General features: G+C 70.2%; 21 protein-coding genes and 3 pseudogenes. 7 read left to right on the top strand and 17 right to left on the bottom strand.

Features of this window, described 5'->3' with window-relative positions:
- The coding region (locus D455_RS0107535; RefSeq protein ID WP_017570135.1) for a PucR family transcriptional regulator at positions 1–874 on the top strand (874 nt) is incomplete at its 5' end.
- Between the two features lie 228 nt (positions 875–1,102).
- Here D455_RS0107535 and D455_RS29595 read toward each other — a convergent pair.
- The 8 genes and pseudogenes from D455_RS29595 to D455_RS29600 all read right to left on the bottom strand — a co-directional run bounded on the left by D455_RS29595 (position 1,103) and on the right by D455_RS29600 (position 8,396).
- Positions 1,103–1,986: pseudogene (locus tag D455_RS29595) on the bottom strand (alpha/beta fold hydrolase).
- Positions 1,983–3,122, bottom strand: coding sequence for a branched-chain amino acid ABC transporter permease (locus D455_RS0107545; RefSeq protein WP_026122416.1), 1,140 nt, complete (start codon positions 3,120–3,122; stop codon positions 1,983–1,985). Before D455_RS0107545 ends, D455_RS29595 begins: the two are co-directional and overlap by 4 nt.
- The gene (locus tag D455_RS0107550) at positions 3,119–4,018 is read right to left on the bottom strand and encodes a branched-chain amino acid ABC transporter permease (RefSeq protein WP_017570137.1); all 900 of its coding nucleotides are present in this window, start codon (positions 4,016–4,018) and stop codon (positions 3,119–3,121) included. Before D455_RS0107550 ends, D455_RS0107545 begins: the two co-directional genes overlap by 4 nt.
- On the bottom strand, positions 4,015–4,875 hold the full coding sequence (locus tag D455_RS0107555; protein ID WP_017570138.1) for an ABC transporter ATP-binding protein: 861 nt from the start codon (positions 4,873–4,875) through the stop codon (positions 4,015–4,017). Before D455_RS0107555 ends, D455_RS0107550 begins: the two co-directional genes overlap by 4 nt.
- Entirely contained in the window at positions 4,872–5,690 is an 819-nt protein-coding gene (locus D455_RS0107560) for an ABC transporter ATP-binding protein (RefSeq protein ID WP_017570139.1), read from the bottom strand. The genes D455_RS0107555 and D455_RS0107560 overlap by 4 nt, the downstream gene beginning before the upstream one ends.
- Positions 5,687–6,868 carry a substrate-binding domain-containing protein gene (locus tag D455_RS0107565; protein WP_017570140.1) on the bottom strand — a complete coding sequence of 394 codons (1,182 nt, stop codon included), beginning with the start codon at positions 6,866–6,868 and terminating at the stop codon, positions 5,687–5,689. Before D455_RS0107565 ends, D455_RS0107560 begins: the two co-directional genes overlap by 4 nt.
- 252 nt (positions 6,869–7,120) lie before the next feature.
- Positions 7,121–7,525, bottom strand: a complete 405-nt coding sequence (locus tag D455_RS0107570) for a VOC family protein (protein ID WP_017570141.1) — start codon at positions 7,523–7,525, stop codon at positions 7,121–7,123.
- Positions 7,526–7,529: 4 nt separating this feature from the next.
- Positions 7,530–8,396 (bottom strand): helix-turn-helix domain-containing protein, encoded by an 867-nt coding sequence (locus tag D455_RS29600; protein WP_206539251.1) that lies wholly within the window; start codon positions 8,394–8,396, stop codon positions 7,530–7,532.
- A 180-nt stretch (positions 8,397–8,576) separates the two neighbouring features.
- Between D455_RS29600 and D455_RS32580 the strand changes: the two genes are divergently transcribed.
- The 3 genes from D455_RS32580 to D455_RS0107590 all read left to right on the top strand — a co-directional run bounded on the left by D455_RS32580 (position 8,577) and on the right by D455_RS0107590 (position 10,303).
- Entirely contained in the window at positions 8,577–8,768 is a 192-nt protein-coding gene (locus D455_RS32580) for a hypothetical protein (protein ID WP_083922161.1), read from the top strand.
- A gap of 28 nt (positions 8,769–8,796) precedes the next feature.
- On the top strand, positions 8,797–9,369 hold the full coding sequence (locus D455_RS32105) for a VanZ family protein (RefSeq protein WP_017570144.1): 573 nt from the start codon (positions 8,797–8,799) through the stop codon (positions 9,367–9,369).
- A gap of 97 nt (positions 9,370–9,466) precedes the next feature.
- Entirely contained in the window at positions 9,467–10,303 is an 837-nt protein-coding gene (locus D455_RS0107590) for an SDR family oxidoreductase (protein WP_017570145.1), read from the top strand.
- A 10-nt stretch (positions 10,304–10,313) separates the two neighbouring features.
- On the opposite strand, the gene D455_RS0107595 is transcribed toward D455_RS0107590, so the two are convergent.
- The gene (locus D455_RS0107595) at positions 10,314–12,149 is read right to left on the bottom strand and encodes a PASTA domain-containing protein (protein ID WP_017570146.1); all 1,836 of its coding nucleotides are present in this window, start codon (positions 12,147–12,149) and stop codon (positions 10,314–10,316) included.
- A 121-nt stretch (positions 12,150–12,270) separates the two neighbouring features.
- Between D455_RS0107595 and D455_RS29610 the strand changes: the two are divergent.
- Together D455_RS29610 and D455_RS0107605 are read left to right on the top strand one after the other, a co-directional pair.
- A pseudogene (locus D455_RS29610) lies at positions 12,271–13,232 on the top strand (ADP-ribosylglycohydrolase family protein).
- 79 nt (positions 13,233–13,311) lie between these two features.
- Positions 13,312–13,497, top strand: a pseudogene (locus D455_RS0107605) (YbaK/EbsC family protein); the annotation flags it as partial.
- Positions 13,498–14,025: 528 nt separating this feature from the next.
- Here the strand turns inward: D455_RS0107605 and D455_RS33695 are convergent.
- The 5 genes from D455_RS33695 to D455_RS32585 form a co-directional block, all read right to left on the bottom strand.
- Positions 14,026–14,415 carry a hypothetical protein gene (locus D455_RS33695; RefSeq protein WP_152487020.1) on the bottom strand — a complete coding sequence of 130 codons (390 nt, stop codon included), beginning with the start codon at positions 14,413–14,415 and terminating at the stop codon, positions 14,026–14,028.
- Positions 14,416–14,888: 473 nt separating this feature from the next.
- On the bottom strand, positions 14,889–15,281 hold the full coding sequence (locus D455_RS0107615) for a hypothetical protein (RefSeq protein ID WP_017570149.1): 393 nt from the start codon (positions 15,279–15,281) through the stop codon (positions 14,889–14,891).
- Positions 15,282–15,654: 373 nt separating this feature from the next.
- A complete protein-coding gene (locus tag D455_RS0107620; RefSeq protein ID WP_017570150.1) occupies positions 15,655–16,419 on the bottom strand; it encodes a hypothetical protein in 765 nt (254 codons plus the stop codon).
- Positions 16,416–16,634, bottom strand: coding sequence for a hypothetical protein (locus tag D455_RS0107625; RefSeq protein ID WP_017570151.1), 219 nt, complete (start codon positions 16,632–16,634; stop codon positions 16,416–16,418). Before D455_RS0107625 ends, D455_RS0107620 begins: the two co-directional genes overlap by 4 nt.
- A 217-nt stretch (positions 16,635–16,851) precedes the next feature.
- Positions 16,852–17,115, bottom strand: a complete 264-nt coding sequence (locus D455_RS32585) for a GntR family transcriptional regulator (RefSeq protein ID WP_338037814.1) — start codon at positions 17,113–17,115, stop codon at positions 16,852–16,854.
- A gap of 364 nt (positions 17,116–17,479) precedes the next feature.
- On the opposite strand from D455_RS32585, the gene D455_RS0107630 reads away from it, so the two are divergent.
- Positions 17,480–17,743, top strand: a complete 264-nt coding sequence (locus tag D455_RS0107630; protein WP_017570152.1) for a hypothetical protein — start codon at positions 17,480–17,482, stop codon at positions 17,741–17,743.
- 68 nt (positions 17,744–17,811) lie between these two features.
- Here the strand turns inward: D455_RS0107630 and D455_RS32110 are convergent, their stop codons facing one another.
- The 3 genes from D455_RS32110 to D455_RS0107655 all read right to left on the bottom strand — a co-directional run bounded on the left by D455_RS32110 (position 17,812) and on the right by D455_RS0107655 (position 19,624).
- Positions 17,812–18,348: a hypothetical protein gene (locus tag D455_RS32110; RefSeq protein WP_017570153.1), complete on the bottom strand. Its 537-nt coding sequence runs from the start codon at positions 18,346–18,348 to the stop codon at positions 17,812–17,814.
- Positions 18,349–18,360: 12 nt separating this feature from the next.
- The gene (locus D455_RS0107645) at positions 18,361–19,020 is read right to left on the bottom strand and encodes a hypothetical protein (protein WP_017570154.1); all 660 of its coding nucleotides are present in this window, start codon (positions 19,018–19,020) and stop codon (positions 18,361–18,363) included.
- Between the two features lie 226 nt (positions 19,021–19,246).
- Positions 19,247–19,624, bottom strand: a complete 378-nt coding sequence (locus D455_RS0107655; RefSeq protein ID WP_017570156.1) for a hypothetical protein — start codon at positions 19,622–19,624, stop codon at positions 19,247–19,249.
- Between the last annotated feature and the right edge of the window lie 16 nt (positions 19,625–19,640).

Consider the following 19,640-nt stretch of genomic DNA (forward strand, 5'->3'; position numbering starts at 1 on the left):
GCTGCGCGGGGTGGAGCTCGACTCCACCGACCAGCGCGTGCTGGAGCGGTCGGCGATGGTGACCGCGCTCCTGCTGCTCATCCGGCGTTCGGTGAGCGAGACCGAGCACCGGGTGCGCGGGGACCTGCTCGACGAGCTGCTGGAGGTGCCCGCGCGCGACCCGGTGTCTCTGCGGCAGCGGGCCGCGCTGCTGCACGCGGACCTGGACGCCCCGCACGTGCTGGTGGTGGCCGAGGCGCCGGGCGGTGATCCGGGACGGTTGCGCTCGGCGGCGACCCACGTCGCGGAGACCACCGGAGGCCTGGCCGGGAGCCGGTCGGGCCGCCTGGTGCTGGCCCTGCCGGGGACGGACCCGTCGGCGGTGGGGCGGCGGGTGTCCGACGAGCTGTCGGCGGCGGCGAACGGTCCGGTGACGGCGGGGTTGGCCGGTCCGACCGGGGGTCCGGCGTCGTTCCGTGAGGCGTTCGCCGAGGCGTCCCGGTGCTTGCAGACGCTGCGGGCGCTGGGCCGGGAGGGGAACGTGGCCACCACCGGGGACCTGGGGTTCTCGGGTCTGCTGCTGAGCCAGGACCGGGACGTGCCGGGGTTCGTGTCGGCGACGCTGGGCCCGCTGCTGGAGTACGACGCCAGGCGGGGCACGCTGCTGGTGGAGACCCTGCGGGCGTACTTCGCGGCCGGGGGCAACCTGTCGCGCGCCAAGGAGGAGCTGCACATCCACGTGAACACGGTGGCGCAGCGCCTGGAACGGATCGGCCAGCTGATCGGGGCGGACTGGCAGCGCCCCGGTCGGGCGCTGGAGCTCCAGCTCGCCCTGCACCTGCACGGGCTGTTGGACCGGGGCGTGGACCTGTTGGGCGACCAGAACGGCGATTGAGGGTGCGCTCACGCACCCCCGGGAGTTGGGGAGGGAGTGGGCCTCCCTCCCCGGTGGTGTTGCCGGAGGAGCCGGTCAGACGCCGGTGACCGGGTGCCCGGGCCGCCCCGCCGCCACCGCGCCGTACTCCATGCGGAGCCGTTCTCGGGTACGCGGCAGGGCCGTGTCCACCGGGGACGGACGCCGGGAGAGGGATCCCCACGTCAGGTGACGTTTCCGAACAGCTCCCTACCCCTCGGCGCGGCCCTCCTCCGCCGCCCGGACGAGGTCGGTGACGTGCTCGGCGACCAGGGCGGCGGTCGGGGAGAACAGCGGGCTGTAGTGGTTGTCGTCGGGGAGCTCGACGGTGGCCAGGTCCTCCGGGAGCCCGGCGAGGCGCTCGGGCGTGTACAGCCCCGGGCTCTCGTCCATGAGCCCGCGCGCGGTCCACAGCAGACGGGCCGGGCAGGGCAACCGGTGGATCGCCTCGAGCGCGTCGGGGTCGGCGAGGACCTGCGCCCCGTCCGTGCGCACGGCCTCCTCGTCGCAGGCCGAGCGCATGGCGGGCGGTTCCCCGGCCAGGTCGCGCAGGACGTAGTGGTCCGTCCAGGTGTTCCAGCGCCCCTCGAAGGCCGGGTGCCCCCGCCAGAACCGGCGGTAGTGGTCGGGGTCCTCGAAGGTCATGCGCAGGCGGGCCATGGCCGGGCCGAGCACGGCCTCGATGTCGGTCTCCGGCGGGACGGGGAGCCCGTATCCGCCGTCGACCAGCAGCAGTCCGGACACCCGGTCGGGGTGGCGGACGGCGGCCAGGCAGGCGACGAACGCGCCCATGGAGTGGCCGACCAGGACGGTGCGGCGCACTCCGTGGCTGTCGAGTACGGCGACCATGTCGTCGGCGTGCGCGGCCAGGCCGCGCGGGCCGGTCAGGTGTCCGCTGCGGCCGCGCCCGCACAGGTCGGGGGCGAGCAGCGGCGGNNGGCGACGCGGGCGAAGGAGTGGCCGTTGGCGGTGATGCCGTGGACGGCCAGGACGGGGGTCCCGGGGCCGTCGCCCCAGCGGGTGACGGCCAGGTCGCCCCCGGGGACGGGGACGGTGTGCTCGTCCCCGTCGGTCCAGGCGGGGGTGTCGGTCATGTGCGTGCGGCCTTCCTGTCGCGGATGGCCGAGCGGACGCGCCCGGGGAGGGCGACGAGACCGCCCGGGAAGAAGAACACCATCAGCACGAACAGCGTGCCGAGGATGAACAGGGGCTGGGACAGCGGCGCGGCGATCCACGCGGGCAGCGCGGTGAAGGCCTCGGAGCTGCCCAGCTGGAGGAGGCGGTGGTCGGCGTAGGTGTACAGGGCCGCGCCCAGCAGCGGGCCCCAGCGGGTGCCCGCGCCGCCCAGGGCCACCATGACCAGCAGCGTGAGGGTGAACTCGGCGGTGGTGATGCCGGGGGTGACGCCTCCGGTGACCAGCAGGTAGGTGACGCCGCCCAGGGACGCCAGGCCGCCGCCGACGGTGAACGCCGCCAGCTTGTACGGGTGGGGGTTGATCCCCAGGACGGCGACGCGCTGCTCGTTGGCGCGGATGCCCCGCCAGACGCGGCCGACGGGAGAGGAGGTCAGCCACCAGACCACGCCGACGGCGACCGCCGCGTAGGCGACGGCCAGCCAGTACAGGTTGACTGTGTTGACCACGCCCACGAAGGCGTCCGGCACCATGTCGGTGTTGAGGGACAGGCCCTCCTCGCCTCCGGTCACGCGGCCGGGGTCGCGGGCGACGAGGATCGACCCGGCCTGGGCGAAGGCGAGCGTGACCATGGCCAGGGCGATGCCGTTGACGCGCAGCGAGACGGCGCCCAGGACCAGGGACAGCAGGGTCCCGCCGACGACGGCGATCAGGGCCGACCACACGAGCGGGAGTTCGACCACCCGCATGAGCAGGGCGGCGACGTAGGCGCCGCAGGCGAAGTAGAGGGCGTGCCCGAAGGAGAGCAGCCCCACCCGGCCGTAGAGCAGGTCGTAGCTGGTGGCCAGCCCGCCGAAGACCAGGCAGAACGCGAGCAGGTGCAGGGTGGGCGCACTGTTGAGGGCGCCCTCGAACAGCCCGGGTACGTGGAGGGTGGAGAAGGGCAGGGTGAGCGCCACCGCCAGGACGGCGACCGGGGCCGCCCATGCGGGAAGGCGGCGCCCGCGTCCGCTTTCGGCGGCAGGGGGCCCGGCGGTGTCGCCGCCGGCGCCGGAGGCTCCGGTGGCTCGGGCGGCCACGTCGGTGTCGGTCATCATGCCACCCTCTCCGCGGACTTCTTCGAGGTCAGACCGCCCTGCCTGGTGAGCAGCACGAGGGCCAGGACGATGACCACGGCGATGTCGCCGAGCCCGGCGACGGTGTAGTAGTTGGCGAACTGCTGGATGAGGCCGACCGCGACGGAGGCGATCGCGCATCCGGTGAGTGAGGTGGTTCCGCCGATCACCACGACGATGAACGCGAAGACCAGCAGGGACAGGCCCTGGGTGGGGGTGACCACGCCGAAGTACAGGCCGCCCAGGGATCCGGCCAGGGCCGCCGCGGCGCCGCCGATGGCGAACACGAGGGTGAAGGACCTGCGCACGTCGATGCCCAGGGCGGTGACCATGGCGCGGTCCTGCACGCCCGCGCGGACGATGAGCCCGTAGCGGGTGCGCGAGTTGAACAGCCACAGGACGGTGAACACGGCGACGGCGGCGAGGATGAGCAGGAAGCGGTCCCGGGGGATGTGCACGTCGAGGAGGCTGACGGTGCCGCTCACCAGTTCGGGCTTGGGGAAGGTGAGCGGGTCGGCCCCCCAGACCGCCTGGATGAGCGCGGGAACGGCCAGGCTCAGGCCGACCGTGGCGAGGATCTGTTCGCGGTGCCTGCCGTAGAGCGGGCGGATGACGCAGAGCTCGACCAGGGTGGCGGCCAGGGTGCCCGCGGCGACGCCGAAGGTGACGGCGAGCAGGAAGCCGAGCCCGTCCGGTCCGGCGCCGGGGAGGAAGTTGGCGGCCCACCAGGTGCCGTAGGCGCCGATGGCGAGGAAGGCTCCGTGGGCGAAGTTGAGCACGTCCATCAGGCCGAAGATCAGCGACAGCCCGGAGGCGATGAGGAAGTACAGGGCTCCCAGGCCGAACCCGGTGACGACGAGCAGGATGACGGTGCTCACGCGGTCCGCCTCCCTTCGGCTTCGGAGGCGGGGGTGTCGGGTCCGGCGGTGCCGGTGGCCCCGGAGGCGGGGGTGGTGTCCGGGGTGCTGGCGGTCATGGTGGTGCCGGTGGAGCTGGGGGCGGTCGCCTTCCCGGCCGTGGTCGCGGCCGCGCGGGAGACGCCGAGGAGCTCGCGGACGCGGTCGGGGTCGTCGAGCAGTGCGAGGGCGGGGCCGGTGTGGATCACGCGGCCCGCGTCCAGGACCACGACCCGCTCGGCGACCCGGCGGACCAGGGACAGGTTCTGCTCCACGAGCAGGACCGGCACCTGTTCGGCGGCGCGGGCGACGGCGTCGGCGACCTCGCCGACGATCCGGGGCGCGAGGCCCTTGGTGGGCTCGTCCACGATGAGGAGCCTGTTGTCGTTGAGCAGGGCCCGGCCGATGGCGAGCATCTGCTGTTGACCACCGGACAGGGTTCCCGCGGGCTGGTCGGCCCGCTCGCGCAGTTCGGGGAAGAGCTCGTGGACGAGTTCGTAGCGCGGCTTCCCGGGGCGGCGCTCGGCGAGGCGCAGGTTCTCGGCGACGGTGAGGGCGGAGAAGACACCGCGGTCCTCGGGCACGTAGCCGATGCCCATGGTGACGATGGCGTGGGTGGGGAGCGCGGTGGTTTCCACGTCGCCGAAGTCCACCCGGCCGGTGCGCGGCACCAGGCCGAGCAGGGCCTTGACCGTGGTGGTCTTGCCGACGCCGTTGCGTCCCAGGAGCGCGGTGACGCCCCGGTCGGGCACGGCGAAGGACACCCCCTGGAGGATGTGCGATCCCTCGATCCACACGTGCAGGTCGGCCGCGTTCAGCAGCGGCCCCGCGGCGCTCACGCCCCGTCCCCGAGGTAGGCGGCCTGCACCTCGGGGTCGGCCATGGCCGAGTCCGGGTCGGTGAGGGCCAGCAGCGCGCCGTGGTGCATCACGGCCAGGCGGTCGGCCATGTCGAGGAGCACCTCCATGTGGTGTTCGACCATGAGGACCGTGCAGCCCTGTTCGCGGTGCACGTCCCCGATGACGGTGGTGAGTTCGTCGATCTCCCCGGCGCTGACCCCGGCCATGGGCTCGTCCAGGAGGATGAGGCGGGGGCGGCGGGCCAGGAGGAGGGCGAGTTCGAGTTTGCGCTTGTCACCGTGGGACAGGTCGCCCGCCAGGACGTCCGACCGGTGGGAGAGGCGGACCAGGTCCAGGACGTCGGTGGCCCCGGCACCGCCGTCGGGGGAGGCCGGGCGCCAGAAGCGGCGGGACTCCCCGGTGCGGGCCTGGACGGCCAGGCCGACGTTGGCGCCGACGGTGAGGTCGCCGAAGACGCTGGAGGTCTGGAAGGTCCGTCCCATACCGAGCCGGGCGCGGCGGTGGGGCGCGTGGCGGGTGACGTCGGTTCCGGCGAGCCGGACGCTGCCACCCGTGGGTCTGGTCAGACCGGAGACGAGGTTGAACAGGGAGGTCTTGCCCGCGCCGTTGGGGCCGATGAGGGCGACGAACTCGCCCTCGCCCACGCGCATGGTGATGTCGTCGACGATGAGGGCGCCGCCGACCGACCAGCTCAGGTTCTCCAGGGCCAGGACCGGGACGGCGGTGGTGGTCACCGTCCCGGGGACCTCGGCGGGTCCGTGGGGACCGGCGGGTGCGGTGGGTCCGTTGGTCATGCCTGCTCCGCGACCGGGGGCTCGACGTCCGAAGCGGGGATCTGCGCGGTCAGCTCGGGGTGGGCGTCCTCGCCCTCGCCGACCAGTTCGACCTGGTACATGGGCTGGATGAGGGCGTGGTCCTCGGCGCGGATGGTGAGTTCGCCCTTGACCCCGTCGAAGGTCCACCCCTCCAGGGCCCCGATGCGGTCCTGGACGTCGTCCCCGGCGCTGGCGGCGTGCGCGACCATCTGGGCGGCGGTGAAGCCGTCGGGGGTGAAGAGGTCCACGGTGCCGCCCTCGGCCTCCACGGCCTCCTTCATGGCCAGGGCGAGTTCGGTGTCGGAGGCGCCGTCGAAGTAGTGGGAGAGGAAGGAGATGCTTCCGCCCGCCTCGCCGAAGACCGGGTAGGACGCCCTGATGTCCAGGCCGGTGACGACCTCGGTGGCGTCGAGGACGCCCTGCTGGTCGAGGGCCCGCCACATGGCGGAGGCGGTCTCGCCCGCCCAGGCGACGAAGACCAGGTCGGCCTCGGCCTCGCTGACCTGCTCGGCGAACGGGGTGAGGTCGGTGGCGTCCGGCGGGGCCAGCACACTGTCGACGCTGGCGCCCTCGCCCTCCAGGACCTCGGTGACGGCGGCGACGTTGTCCTGGCCGAAGGCGTTCTGCTGGGCGAGGACCACGACGTCCGCGCCCTCGGGGTCGTCCATGAAGGTGCCCGCGGTGAGGATGTCCTGGTAGGTCTGGCGCCCGGAGCGGAAAGTGTGGTCGTTGATGCCGGTGATGGCGTCGGTGGCGGCGGGGCCCGAGATGAAGAGGATGTCGTTCTGCTCGGCGAGCGGGGCGACCTGGACGGCGATGCCGGAGGCGGTGGACCCGGCGATGATGTCGTGTCCGGTGCCGATGAGGTCGCGGGCGGCCGTGACGGCGTTCGTCGGATCGCCCGCGTCGTCCATGTACTCGACCTCGATCGGGCGGCCGTCGATCTCCATCGTCCCGTCGGTGACGTGCGCGAGTCCGGCCTCGAAGCCCTGCCGGTACTGCTCTCCGTAGGTGGCGAGGGGGCCGGTGGCGGAGTAGACGATGCCGACCCTGATGGGCGCGTCCTCGCCTCCCCCGGCGGCCTCCCCGGGGGCTCCGCAGGCGGTCACGGCGATGACGACCGCGCAGGAGGCGGCGGTCAGGGGGGTCTTGCGCATTACTCTCCTCCAGTCGGCACCCGCCTGTCCGACACAACCGCCCGAGCTGGGGGATGGGGTGCCAACCCGAAGGTAGAACCGGGGTGACCCGTTTCACATGTAGTGGTCACATACATTCGGTCCCGAATTGGTGTACGAGGCGCCCACACGCGGTGCCGGGTCGGGGATGCCGGTCGGTCGGAGGCGGGTCCCACGCACGCGGAGTGCCGCGGTGGGACCCACCCGTGCCCGGGGGAGAGTGACGCGCGGAGGTCAGGCCTCCGGGGAGGGCGCGCCCGTGTAGTCGCCGAAGGACCACAGGTTGCCCTCTGGGTCGCGCACGGCGAACTCGCGGGCGCCGTAGTCGGTCCTCGCGAGCGGGCGGATGACGTCGGCGCCGTGTTCCAGGACGCGTTCGTACAGGGAGTCCGGGTCCGGGGTCACCACGTAGCAGCCCATCGTGCCCGGTTCGCGCGACCAGTCCCTGCCGGGGCGGTAACTGCCGAGCATGACACCGCCGGAGCCCTCGGGCCACGTCAGTTCGGCGTGGGCGACGGCCCCGTCCGCGTCGTGGCGCGCGGTCTGGACGAAGCCGAAGGTGTCGACGTAGTAGTCGATCAGCGCGGACGCGTCGTTCGCTTGCAGGGTGACCCAGACGGTCGGGTTCTTCGTAGCCATGTCCTCAGTCTGCGAAGCCCGCGTGACCGCCGTCTTGTATGTTTCGGAACTCCTCGGACAGCCATGTGCGTGGTGGAACCCCGGCGAAGCGGACGAACTCGTGGCTCAGATGGGCCTGGTCGCTGTATCCGGTCTCGGCGGCGACGGTCGCCAGATCCACGCGGCCGTGCAGCCGCACCTCGTCGGCGACGCGCGCCCGGGCGTGTTCGAACCGCATGAGCATCGCGACGGTCTTGGGGGAGCGCCCGACCTCCTGGTGGAAGAGCGTGCCCAGGTGGCGCGGGCTCACCCCGACGGTCCGGGCGACCGCTTCCACGGAGGCTCGCCCCCGGCTGCGTTCCATGAGGTACCAGGCGTGCGCGACCTCCGGCCGGGGGCCGGTGACGCGCTGGTCGCCGTACCGTCCGACCAGGTAGGAGGACACCAGGGAGAAGGCCTCCTCCCAGCCGCCGGTACCGGTCAGGCGGTCGTGCAGTTCCAGGGCACGGCGTCCCAGCAGGTCGGTGCCGTCGTAGTCGCTCACGCTGAGTTCGGCGCTGGGCACACCGAAGAGCGCGCGTGAGGCCAGGGGGTGCGTCGCGATCTGCACACCGGCCTGGCCGGGGCGCTGGCGGACGTGGCTGGCCCGCACGTGCAGGCCGCCCAGGACCAGGGGGTTCGGGCGCGTGTGTGCGAGCCCCTCAGCGGTGTCCGCGGCCTCGACCCCCTCGTCCAGGGACACGATGAACGTCAGGGTCGAGGACGGCAGGCCGCGGTGCAGGGTGTCGGGCACGTGCGGTCCCCGGTAGCCGACCATCGAGACGACTCCCGGTGCGCTGTGCGGCGGCGCGACGGCGAAGTCCCAGCGTGGGGACCGTTCCTGCCTGTCCACACCGCCGACGTTAGCACTCGGGTCCGACGCGGGTCCGGGAACGTTGCGCCGGGTTCGGGCCGGGCCCGGCGGGTTCGCGGCCCGGCCGGTGTGCCGGGGCTTGCGGGGGGTACGAACCAGGGACGTGACCGACCGTCGAGCCAACGAGTCCCGGCGGGGACGAAGAGAGGCAAGGAAACCATGGAGAAGGGGAGATTCGCCCATGTGGGATTCGCCCTCCTGGTCAGCGGCTGTGTCCTGCTCGGCGTGTACCTCCCCGTCGACTGGTTCGCCCTCGCCGGGTACGCCGCGGCCGGTGCGGGCCTGGTGGCGTGGGCCGCCTACGCGGGCCGTCCGTACCAGGAACGGCGGGAGACGCGCGCCGCGGAGTGAGACGGCCCGGTGTCCGTAGGCTGCCTTCATGGGTTTCTCCTCGGTGACCGACCTGCTCGACACGGCCGTCATCCTCTCTCCCGTGGCCTTGGTGCTGGCCCTCGCCCTGGCCTGGTTCCGGGCGCGCCGCGGTCAGCCGTGGAAGAGGGCCGCGCGCGACAGCACCCTCGACGTCCTGACCCTGGGCTCGCTGATGCCCGTCGTCATCCTCACGCTGGTGAACCCCGGCGGCCCGGGCGGGAGCCTGGTGCTCGTCCCCTTCTCCGAGATCACATATCTGGGGCTGGGTCTGACCGGGCTTTACCAGAACGGCGGCAACATCGCCCTGTTCATGCCGTTCGGGGCGCTGCTGCCGCTGACCCTGCGGCACAGGTTGGCGGGTTTCGGCAGGGTGGCGGCCGTCGCGGCGGCCGTATCGGTCACCGTGGAGGCGCTCCAATACTTCCTCGGACGCGTCGCCTCGGTGGACGACGTGATCCTCAACTGCACGGGCGCGCTCATCGGCGCGGCACTGACCCGGCACTGGTGGCGCCGTCGCCCCCAGCGCGGAGAAGCCTCCGCCGGGTTCGGGACGCCGGCCTCTTCTCCGCACTCCCCTTGACCTAAATATTGGTTGAGGAAGAAGAGTGGCCTCAGGGCACCACTCCGGTGCCTGCCCGGACCGGGGTCCGGGGCACTCGTCGCGTAGGAGGAAGAACATGGCACAGCCGATCCTGGTCACCGGAGCCACGGGCAACACCGGGCACCACGTGGTGTCGGGGCTGCTCGCCGAGGGGGTACCCGTACGGGCGCTCGTACGGAACCCGGAAAGGGCACGGCTGCCCGAGGACGTCGAGGTCGTCAGGGGCGACCTCACCGACCCGGAGTCGGTTGCCACCGCCGCGAAGGGCACCGCCGCGGCCTTCCTGCTGTGGATGGGATACGACTCCACCGGGGTGAAGGAGACGGTGGAGTCCCTGACCCGGCACGCGCGCCGGATCGTCTACTTCTCGGCGGTGCAGGCGGGGGAGGACGTCGACAGCGTGTGGGGACGGGTGGAGACCGCCGTGCGCGCCTCCGCGCGGGAGTGGACCTTCCTCCGTGTCACGGGCATGTCCACGAACACCCTGGGCTGGGCCGACCAGGTCCGCACTGGCGTGGTCCGCGCCCCCTACGGCCGGGCGTCGCGCTCCCTGGTCCACGAGCGCGACATCGCGGCGGTCGCCGTACGCGCCCTGCTGGACGAGGGGCACACGGGCAGGGCCTACACGGTGACCGGACCCGAGTCGCTGCCCCAGGCCGAGCAGGCACGCATCATCGGGGAGGAGACGGGACTACCGGTGCGCTGGGAGGAACAGCCCGAGGAGGAGGCCCGGGCCGAGATCGCCGAGGCCATGGGCCGGGACTTCGCGGACTCCGGGCTCGCCTACTGGGCCTCCCTCGTCGACACCCCCGAACCGGTCTCCCGGGACGTCGAGAAGGTCACCGGCCGACCGGCGCTGACCTTCCGCGCGTGGGCGCGCGAACGGGCCGGTGACTTCACCCGGCCCGCGTAGCGCCGACGTCTCAGCAGGGCCCGCGATCCTCCCAGACGCCCCACTCGTCGTTGTTCGGCGGGTAGCCGCTGACCCACCAGCGCGCCTCGTACTCACGCCCCTGGTACCGGACCCGGTCGCCGGTGTCGTACACGGTGTCCGAGTCCCACTCCGGGGCGTCGCAGGAACCGCCGTTGCCCTCTCCCCGGCCGTTGCCGTGGCCGTTCCCGTTGCCGCGTCCACCGTGGTCGCCCCGGTCGCCCTCGTCCTCGCCCTCCTCCTCGGAGGGAGAGGGGGATTCCTCGGGTTCCTCCTCTTCCTCCGGTTCCGGACCGAGGGACACGGTGAGGGTGACGCCGCCCTCCTCGGGCAGGATCGTGCCGGGTTCGGGGGTCTGCCCGCTGACCTCACCGGCGGGCACGGTCTCGTGGTGGGCCTCGACGACCTCCACGGTCAGGCCGAGCCCGGCGAGGGCCCCGGCGGCCTCCTCCTGGGACATGCCCAGCAGGGTGGGGACGATGACGCCCTCGCTCACGTGGAGGACGACCGGCTCCTCGCGGTCGCCCTCCTCGCCCGGCGCCGGCTCGGTGGACAGGACCGTGCCCGGGGGCTCCTCGGCGGAGTGCTCCTGGACGATCTCGATACCGGTGAAACCCGCCTGGCGCAGCGTGTCGCGCGCCTCGTTCTCGGTCCCGCCGACCACATCGGGGATCTCGGTGAACTGCGGCCCGACGGAGACCCACAGCAGGACCTCGGCGCCCCGCTCCACCGCGCTGCCGGGCGCGGGCGTGCTCTCGGCGACCGCCCCGGCCTCGACGGTGTCGCTGTAGGTCTCGTCGAACCGCACGGCCAGGTCCAGGCCAAGCGCGGACAGCCGTTCCTCGGCCCGCTCGGTGGAGACGCCCACGACGTCGGGCAGCTCGACGCCGTCGTCCGGAACCACCGCCCACCCGACGGCGAACAGCGCGAGCACCAGCACGCCCGCGCCGACGAGCACGGGGACGCGGCGCCACAGCGGGACCGGCGCGCCCCGGTCTCTCCACCGCCCCTCGGGGGCGTCGGTGACGACCGGGATGGGACGGGTGTCGACGTCGGCGGGATCGGCCGGGGCTCCGGGGAGCGACCGCAGCACCTGCTCGACCACGGTGAGGTACTGGCCCGCGTCGCGGGGACGGTAGCGCGGGTTGGGGTCGGTGGCGTTGGCGACCAGCATGTCCAGGTCGGGCGCCAGCGCGGGGATGACGGACGAGGGCCGTAGGGGGTGGGTCTCCGGGTCGACGGGCACCCCCGTCATCAGCGTGTACAGGATCCTCCCGACGGCGTGCACGTCGGTGCGGGTCTCCGGACCGGCGTCCTCCTCGGCGTCGAAGAGCAGGGGGAAGCCGGTGACCCGCACCCCGCCCTCGCCGTCCACCACGATCTTGTCGAGGTCGAGTTCGCCGTGCACGACACCCGCGCCATGGGCGACGTCGAGCGCGGCGAGCGCACCGGCCACGATGGTCAGCGCCGCGTCCGCCGGGTAGCGGAGCCCCCCGCCGTCCTCGCCCAGCGCCTCGGCGAGGGTCTGTCCCGGCATGTACTCGCCGACGGCGTACACGTGCTCGCCGTCGCGGCCGTGGCCGAGGACCCGCGCGAGTCCCGGATGGGAGAGCCCCTCCAACGTCTGGGCGCGTCCCAGGAACGCGTGCACGGCGGCGTGGTCGCCGACCAGCCACGGGTGCAGGACGGTGACCGTGACGGTCTGGTCGCTGCCGAGGTCGTGGGCGATGTGGGCGGTTCCCGAGGCACCGCTGCGCAGACGCCTGCCGATGATGTAGCGCTCGTGCAGCGTGATGCCGAAGAGGGGATCGGGAGCGGGGGTCTCCATGGGACGGATTCTATGTCCACGCTTTTCGCCACATCGTTCGCGATCAGGCCGGTTGCGGACCATGGCCGGCCGGTAGTGTCAACTCGCAGCACCCCTGGTACCGAAACGTTGCGAGGTCCCTGTGAACCTGCCCCCTCCCGGAAGCATCGAGGACCGCGTGGCCGGTGTCCTGCTCGGTGCCGCATGCGGTGACGCCCTGGGCGTGCCCTACGAGTTCGGGCCGCCGCTGCCCGAGGAGCGGGTCCCGGAGATGGTCGGCGGGGGGCTGGGGCCCTACGCTCCGGGCGAGTACTCCGACGACACCCAGATGGCCGTGTGCATCGCCGAGTCCCTGCGCGACCACGGGGACCCCCTGGGACCGGAGGCGCTGCGGCGGACCGCCGACGCCNNNAGCACGGCGCCTCCGACATCGGCAACCAGACCGCGTGGGTGATGCGCCGGTCCGGGCACGCGTACGGGCGCCCGGACGTCGCCGAGGTGATGGAGGGCGCGGCCTCGGCGCGCTTCGCCGAGGGGGTGCCGAGCGCCGGGAACGGGTCGCTCATGCGCACGGGACCGCTGGCCCTGGCCTACCCGGACGATCCCCGGGGCCTGGCCATGGCCGCCGACCGCTACAGCCGCCTCACCCACGGCGACCCCCTGGCCGCCGAGGCCTGCGTGCTGTGGTGCGAGGGGATCCGGCACGCGGTCGCGCACGGTGACCTGGCGGGGGTGCGCGCGGGTCTGGACCTGCTGCCGCCGGAGCGGCGCGGAACGTGGGCGGCGTGGCTGGACGAGGCCGGGGAACGGCCGCCGCACGCCTTCGGCGACAACGGGTTCGTGGTCACCGCGCTCCAGGCGGCGTGGTCGGCCGTCGTGCGCGAACCGGGAGGTTTCGCCCCCGCGCTGCGGGCCGCCGTGCGCGCGGGCCACGACACCGACACCGTGGCGGCCATCGCCGGGGCGCTGCTCGGGGCCCGGTGGGGCGCGAGCGCGATCCCCGCGGAGTACCTGGAGGCGGTGCACGGGTGGCCGGGTTACCGGGCCGAGGGGCTGGCCGAGCTGGCGCTGGGCGTCGCGGGTTCCCGTGCGGGCGGCCGTTGACCCGACGGCCGCTAGCCTGGCCCTGTCCCTCCTCGGAGGCTCTTCTTCGACGACCTTCTCGATGACAGTGGGGTGTGCCATGTCCGATGGACTGAACTGGGTGCGTGCGGACGAGCACCCGGAACTGCTGGCCGAACCGGTCCTGGCGGCGGTACGGGGGCGCGACGACGTCCGGGTGGCGGAGATCGATCCCGACCTCGCGGACACGGCGGAGTTCTGCGAGCGCTACGGGATGCCTCTGGAGACCAGTGCGAACTGCATTGTCAAGCCGTAGCGTCAAAGATCCTGAGGACTGACAGTCGCCGAGGTCTTCGGCTATCGCGCGCGTGAGCGCGCGCAACTCAGGGCAGGGACTTCGTTCGTTGCCTGTCGGGTGCTCGGCTTCGCTGCCCCGTCCTCAGCGGCGAGCTCGGTTCAGCGTGGCCCTCAGCCCTGCTCTTCGCCAGCGCTCGGCCGATGCGTTCGCTCGCCCGGTCACCGTTCCGTCTGGCGTTCCATCGCGAATCGCGAGTCTTCGCAGGTCAGCGCGCGGAAAGGGTGGGGTATGACCCCCTGAGCGCAGCGGGCTAGACCGCCACGTCTTAGCGGCTCCCACCGCGCCGACGTCTCAGGGCTATCCGGAGAGGGAACTTAGCTGTACACCTGAGCTGCTAAAACCCCTACTATGTGGGCTCTCCTGCGCTCTGGCACCCCACCCTTGAGGGGGTGGGGGTCGACTTCTCGGCAGACACAGAACGACCCTGGGGTAGTGGCCTCGAAAAATCCGCACACTCTCCCCAGGGTCGATCTAGCCTCAGGCCACGAACGTATGCCAGAACGCCACATGCTCCCCCGAGACGCCAGCCGTCCCCGCCTTGAGTCGGCGATGCGCGCTGTCGAACCGCGCATGACAGGGCTTGCACATCGGCACGTAGTGTTCGGGACCTTCGCTGAACATGCGCCCGGCCTCGCGGCCGGACAGCTCCGCACGCTCGGAGTGATCGGCGTGGAAGTACGCCCAGTCTTCCGCCTTGCGTCCGCAGCCCCAGAAGCAATCGTGCTCACCGGCCGAACCGTCGATGCGCTTCTTCCTGCCGTGCGCTCCCGAGTAGGTGAGGCCGGTCTTCGTCCTCGGGTCGGGGTGGTAATCCCGAACGGCACAGTTCTTCGATACGCCGTTCTTCACGTTGCGGATGTGCAGCACCTTGACGACGCTCCCGCAAGCGCACGCGAACCACGCTCGGAACTCGTCACCCTCGATGCGCCTCACAAGGGTGAGTTGCCCGTTCGGGGACGTCCAACCAGGCTTGTACTTCTGGCGGTTCGGAACCGACTTCGGATAGCCCTTCCTCCCGTACCTACGAGAAGCCCCGACCCTGTGCCGACGCTTCCGGCAGTCATCGCAGAAGCGCCGAAGCGGACCGCGCGCGCCAGAGACAACGTCAGCCGTGCAGCCCTCGCAACGGTTAACCCTGCTCTCCTTCTCCGCCTTCTCCGTCCGTCCCCGCTCCGGCTTGAAGTGCGCCTGTTCCTCGTCGAACCGATCGAACGCCTTCCTGCATCGGTCGGAGCAGTACATCCGCTTCGCCGAGGAGTCCTCGGGCAGAGGCTGAGCGCACGCCTGGCACAGCCACTCACGGGCACGCCGCTGAAGCTCGTTGGTGTCGAGAGTGAGCATCACGCAGCCACCGCCTTGACCGCCAGGGGGGAGGCGCCGCCAGCGACGGCGCGACCACGGTAGACGTTGGCCTCGACGGAGAAGCGCACGGACAGCGAGTAGAGGAGCGGGTGAACCTTGTTCAGACGGGCAAGGCTTACGCCGTCGACCTTGCCCAGCCCGTTGACGTAGTGGCCGACGACGAACGGACGCGCAGCGTCGAGAACGTGCCGTACGTCCGTCGCCTTCCTCGCGTTGACGTACAGCGTCGCCGACACGGTGCCGCTCTCGGCGTCGAGAGCGTCCATGTGTAGGTCGACCTCGCACAGTCGAACGGGGAAGCTTCCGGAGAGCACTTCGGCGAGCGGTTCGGCGACGCGCCGAGCCTCGTAGCTGAGATGGGAAACGATCATCTGGTGAGTTCCTTTCATGACGAAGGCCCGGCAGAGGCCGGGCCGATGAGTGATGACGACAGGGGCTAGCACTGCGACGAGGAGCGCCAACGGCGCGACGAGTGCAGTCCTGCTGAGAGCGAGAGACGCAGCGGCGCTAAGGATGAGGGGTCCCGGAGGGACCCATAGAGGGAAACGACGTCTACGGCTATGGCCGGACGGAGTCCGGCACAGAGCGCAACGGCGAAGTGGCAACGGCGAAGGTGTGCGCCGTTGAGGAGCGCAGCGACTCTGTCCAGCAAGAAACCCTGGGACCTATGTCCCAGGGTTCTAAGCAGTAGGGCCAGCCGTAATAGTGTTGGGTGGTGGGGACCTATGTCCCCCCCTTTTTCGCTCACGCCGCTGCCTCGAAGTGCTTGCGCAGCTCCTCCACCTTGTCGGCCGCCGCCGGTAGGCCACTCGCCGCCAGCTCTTGCCAGCGTTCGTACTGTTCACGGGTGACACGGTGCCCTTGCACCATCGCAACGTCCGGCGCTCCCTGCGCCGCCGGTGCAGCCTTCGCCTTCCGCTGCATCTTCGGCTTCGGCTTCGGCTTCAGGCGGACCACCTCGGGAGCAAAACCCTCCCCCCGTGGTGGGGTAGTTTCCTCGTTCGCCTTCGCCGCCGCGTGCCGTTCCTTCCTTGCCTTCGCACGCGCCGTCCGGGGCAAGTGCTGTTCCTCGCGAAGGATCTCCGCGTCCACCTTCTCTGGCGGCTTGACGTAGTCCACGCCGAGGAGCTTCGACGCCTCGAAGGCGATCTTCTTGTGAGGCTCCCAAGGGAACGTGAGCCAGTAGACCGGCGCCAGCTTGTTTCCACGTCCGCCTTTCGGCTCGAAGACGCGCGTCAGAAGTCCGGCCTCGCGCGCGTAGTTGAGGACTTCGCCGACGCGCTTCCGGTCTTTCTGGCGAGTACGTTCCGCGATCTGTTCCGCCGACAACGCCGCCGACGTCCCGTCAGGGTTCGCGCTCGCGCAGACGACGAAGAGCATCCCCATTGCGTCCCCGTCGAAGCCGTACTTCGTCGCCGCATTCGTGGTGACGTAGTCGGTCCACGTCCAACGTATGTCGTGGGGCCGACCAGTGTCGGCCCCCTTCGGTGTGTATCCGGTCTTCGTCATCGAGTGCTCTCCTTCGCGTCGTCGGGGATTGTGAGCGCCCAGCTATTCGGGCCGACGCGCGTCAGGAGTCCGACACGTTCGGCCTTCGCGATGGTCTGAGCAGCCTTCAGGACAGAGGAATTAGACCGGCGAGCGATCTCCTCCAAGGTGATCGTGGCGACGGGTGCGCCGTTGGCAGGGTTGGGGTTCCGGTACTTGCTGAGAATGTCGAACATGTAAGTCCTCTCCGTGGTTGCGGTGGGGGGTCAGCGCTTCGGAATCGAGAAGGCGCCGTCAGCGACGGCGCGACGAGAGATGCGGAGGGCGTTGTCCCAGAAGGCGTGGCATGGTGTGGTTCTCCTTTTCGGTTGGGTCCTCTCTTGGGCAAAACGAAAGCCCCGGATTCCCTACCGGGGCTTCAAGTTCGGGCCGAGGTTTGAACCTCGACTACGCTCAGTCGTCTTCGTTTCGCGCTACGAATACGCCCTTTCCTGCTAGTCCTCTCAGCCGACCTTCCTCCTTCAGTGCCTTGATGGCTTTTCGTACTGTCCCCGACGCGACGCCCAGGCTTTCCGCTAGCTCACGCTCTGAAGGGATGCGAGAGCCAGGAGGAAGAGCGCCGGAGTCGATCTGTTCCGTGATGTGCCGAGCCACCTCAGCCCAGAGGTAGTGGTCTGGTCGTGGGTTGAAAGCAGGCGTAGCCATGCCCCACACCATAGCGAGGCGCCCAACCGACCCACCTTAGCTTGCTTCATCATGGTTAGTCAAACTCGGGTCTACTGAGGCTATACCTAGGCGTGGTGAGGTGTGGTGAAGTATGGTGCTCTCAACGAAGCGGAGCCCCGGGGAGGTAGTGACTCCCACAGGGCTCCTGTCGCCAGCACTGCGAAGGAGTGCCAACGATGTTCAGCAGACTACTCGCCTTCCTGTGGCCGGAGCCCAAGGGGCGGCACGCCAGGACTGTTCCTGTTCCTCGCTCAGTCCGGCCGGATGTCCGGCCGGTCCCAATCGTCGACCCCGTGGCCGTCGCGCCTCAAGCCCGACTTGTCCGGGGCTACTACGTCGCATGGGAGAACGCCCGATGATCAACAGGCTTGCCGACAAGATCACAGGCGCTCTCGCCCGAGGAGACATCGCCGAAGCTGATCGTCTGTTCTCTCGATTGGACTTCCTCCGGCGCGCTCAGGCGAACGGAGAGGTGCCGACAGACAAGCTGGCTACCGAGGTCTACGACACGCTCAGCGAGTCGCTGAGGGACCGTCTGAACGTCGCCGAGGCGCGTGCTCTATGGAAGGAGCTGTGCGAACTGACGGACGACGGCGCCACACCTGAGCCATGGTGTTGACGTAGAGGGCTGAGGACAGAGACAGGCCCCGGCCACCCATGAAGGGTGCCGGGGCTTCGTCGTGTCAGCTACAGCGCGAGACGCCCGCTCTCGACGGCGCGACGTGAGCCAGCGAGGGCTACGTCGTAGGAGCGATGGCACAGCGCGCAGCGTGCCACGTACCGCTCGGGGTCTGGGCTGTAAGCCAGGAGGTAGCCGTTGACCTCGCCGCGAGGGTCGTCGACGTACGCGCAATCCAACGACCAATCGCGGGCAGGTTCTCCGCAGTCAACGCAGCGGTGCCGTGAGGCTGAGCCGTGAAGGCGCCTCACCCGTTCGTGGGCGCCCTGGTACGTGATGGCATCGCCCTTCCAGGTCGGGTGAGCGTCGCCCTTCCTGCCGTACGTGGGGTGAGCCTCGCCGGTCACGCCGTACAGGTAATGGCACTCGCCCTTGCCACACGACCTGACGCTTCCGTTCCGCAGCTTGTCGCCACGTACAACGGTCTCTCGCCCGCACTGGCACTCACAGCGCCAGGTGACTTTCCCATCCTTCGCCCGTCCGGCTTCCTCCACGACCAGCAATCGCCCGTAGCGGTTGCCGGTCAGGTCGATCTTCTTTCCCATGATGCTCCCTCCTTACGCCGCGATGGCTTCGGCTACGGCCTTCGCCCGCTTGTGGCTGACGCGAAGATCCTTCATCAATCGACTTACCGTGAGCTCCTGACCCTGTGCTTCGGCCTTCCACTTGAGCTCTCGGGCCGCCTCGGTGAGTTCGGGAAGGGAACGCTTGCGAAGTTCCGTGACGTTGTCGTCAACCTTCTTCGCCTTCGGCTTCTCGTTCTCGTCGACCTTCGTAGGAGTCCGCTTCGGCTGGGGAAGCCGAGGCGCCTCAACGGCAGGGAACAGCACACGGAAGCAGTGCATGAGCTGATGGCTGGCCAGAAGGACAGCCACAACGGGGACAGCTCCGGCAACGAGGATGAGCGCCGGGTGCCGTTGCTCGAAGAGCCCCAGGGCGTGCGCCTCGTTCAGGGTGAGACTTGCCAGGGTGAAAGTGCCGAGCGTCCCCAGGGAGAGCGCCACGGCTTTCTTGTCGTTCCGAAGCAGAAGCAAGGCGACGAGGCTAACCACAACGGCGCTGTCGGGAACAATGGCATAGCCCCATGCCGAGACTCCCGTCAGGTGAATTGCGTGCGCCGCTGCAAGCAACGCGGGCAGCGAAGCCGCGAACGCTCCGGCGAGTACGGCAAGGATCAACGCCGTGAGTAGAACGGTGGCGATGAGTCGGGTCTTCATTGTTGGTGGTTCCTCCTTCTTAGGCGTTGGGCTTGTTCAGGGTCCAGAGAATCCAGCCCGAGTGCGCCGTGACTGCGGCGCAGACGAGGATGAATACGTAGAACGTGAACAGCACCATGGGGTTCTCCTGTGGTTGTTGTGGTTGTGCGCTTAGCAGCGCAAGAAGAAGCCCCGCCCTAAAGCGGGGCTCCAACTTGCGGACTAAGAATCGGGAAGGGGTAGGGCGTCAGATGCGCAACTGGACAATGTCGATTGCCACGGCGCCACGCGCGATGGTGACTCGCGTCGGCATCGCCTTCATGATCCCGAGAAGTCGCATCGGAACGGGGACGTCCTCGTTACTCTTCCGGAAGTAGTAGACCTCAGCGCTGGTCTCGCTCTCCTGTCGGACAATCGCGACCGGAAGGCCGGTCACCTCATCCGGGTAGTCGATCTTGCCAGCGAACGTGGGGTGAACGGGGGCACCGTGAATCCTCTCGCTGATCTCGCCAGCGAGGCTTTCCACCTTCGCCTTGCTCGGTTCAGGACGTCCGGCCTCTGCGAGGTACGCAACCCATTCGCTCTCGCGCGTAGGAAGGGAAGCGACGATGTCAGTGATGTTCATGTAGATGATCCTTTCA

It is taken from the genome of Nocardiopsis halotolerans DSM 44410, assembly GCF_000341065.1.
GTDB classification, from domain to species: Bacteria; Actinomycetota; Actinomycetes; order Streptosporangiales; family Streptosporangiaceae; genus Nocardiopsis; species Nocardiopsis halotolerans.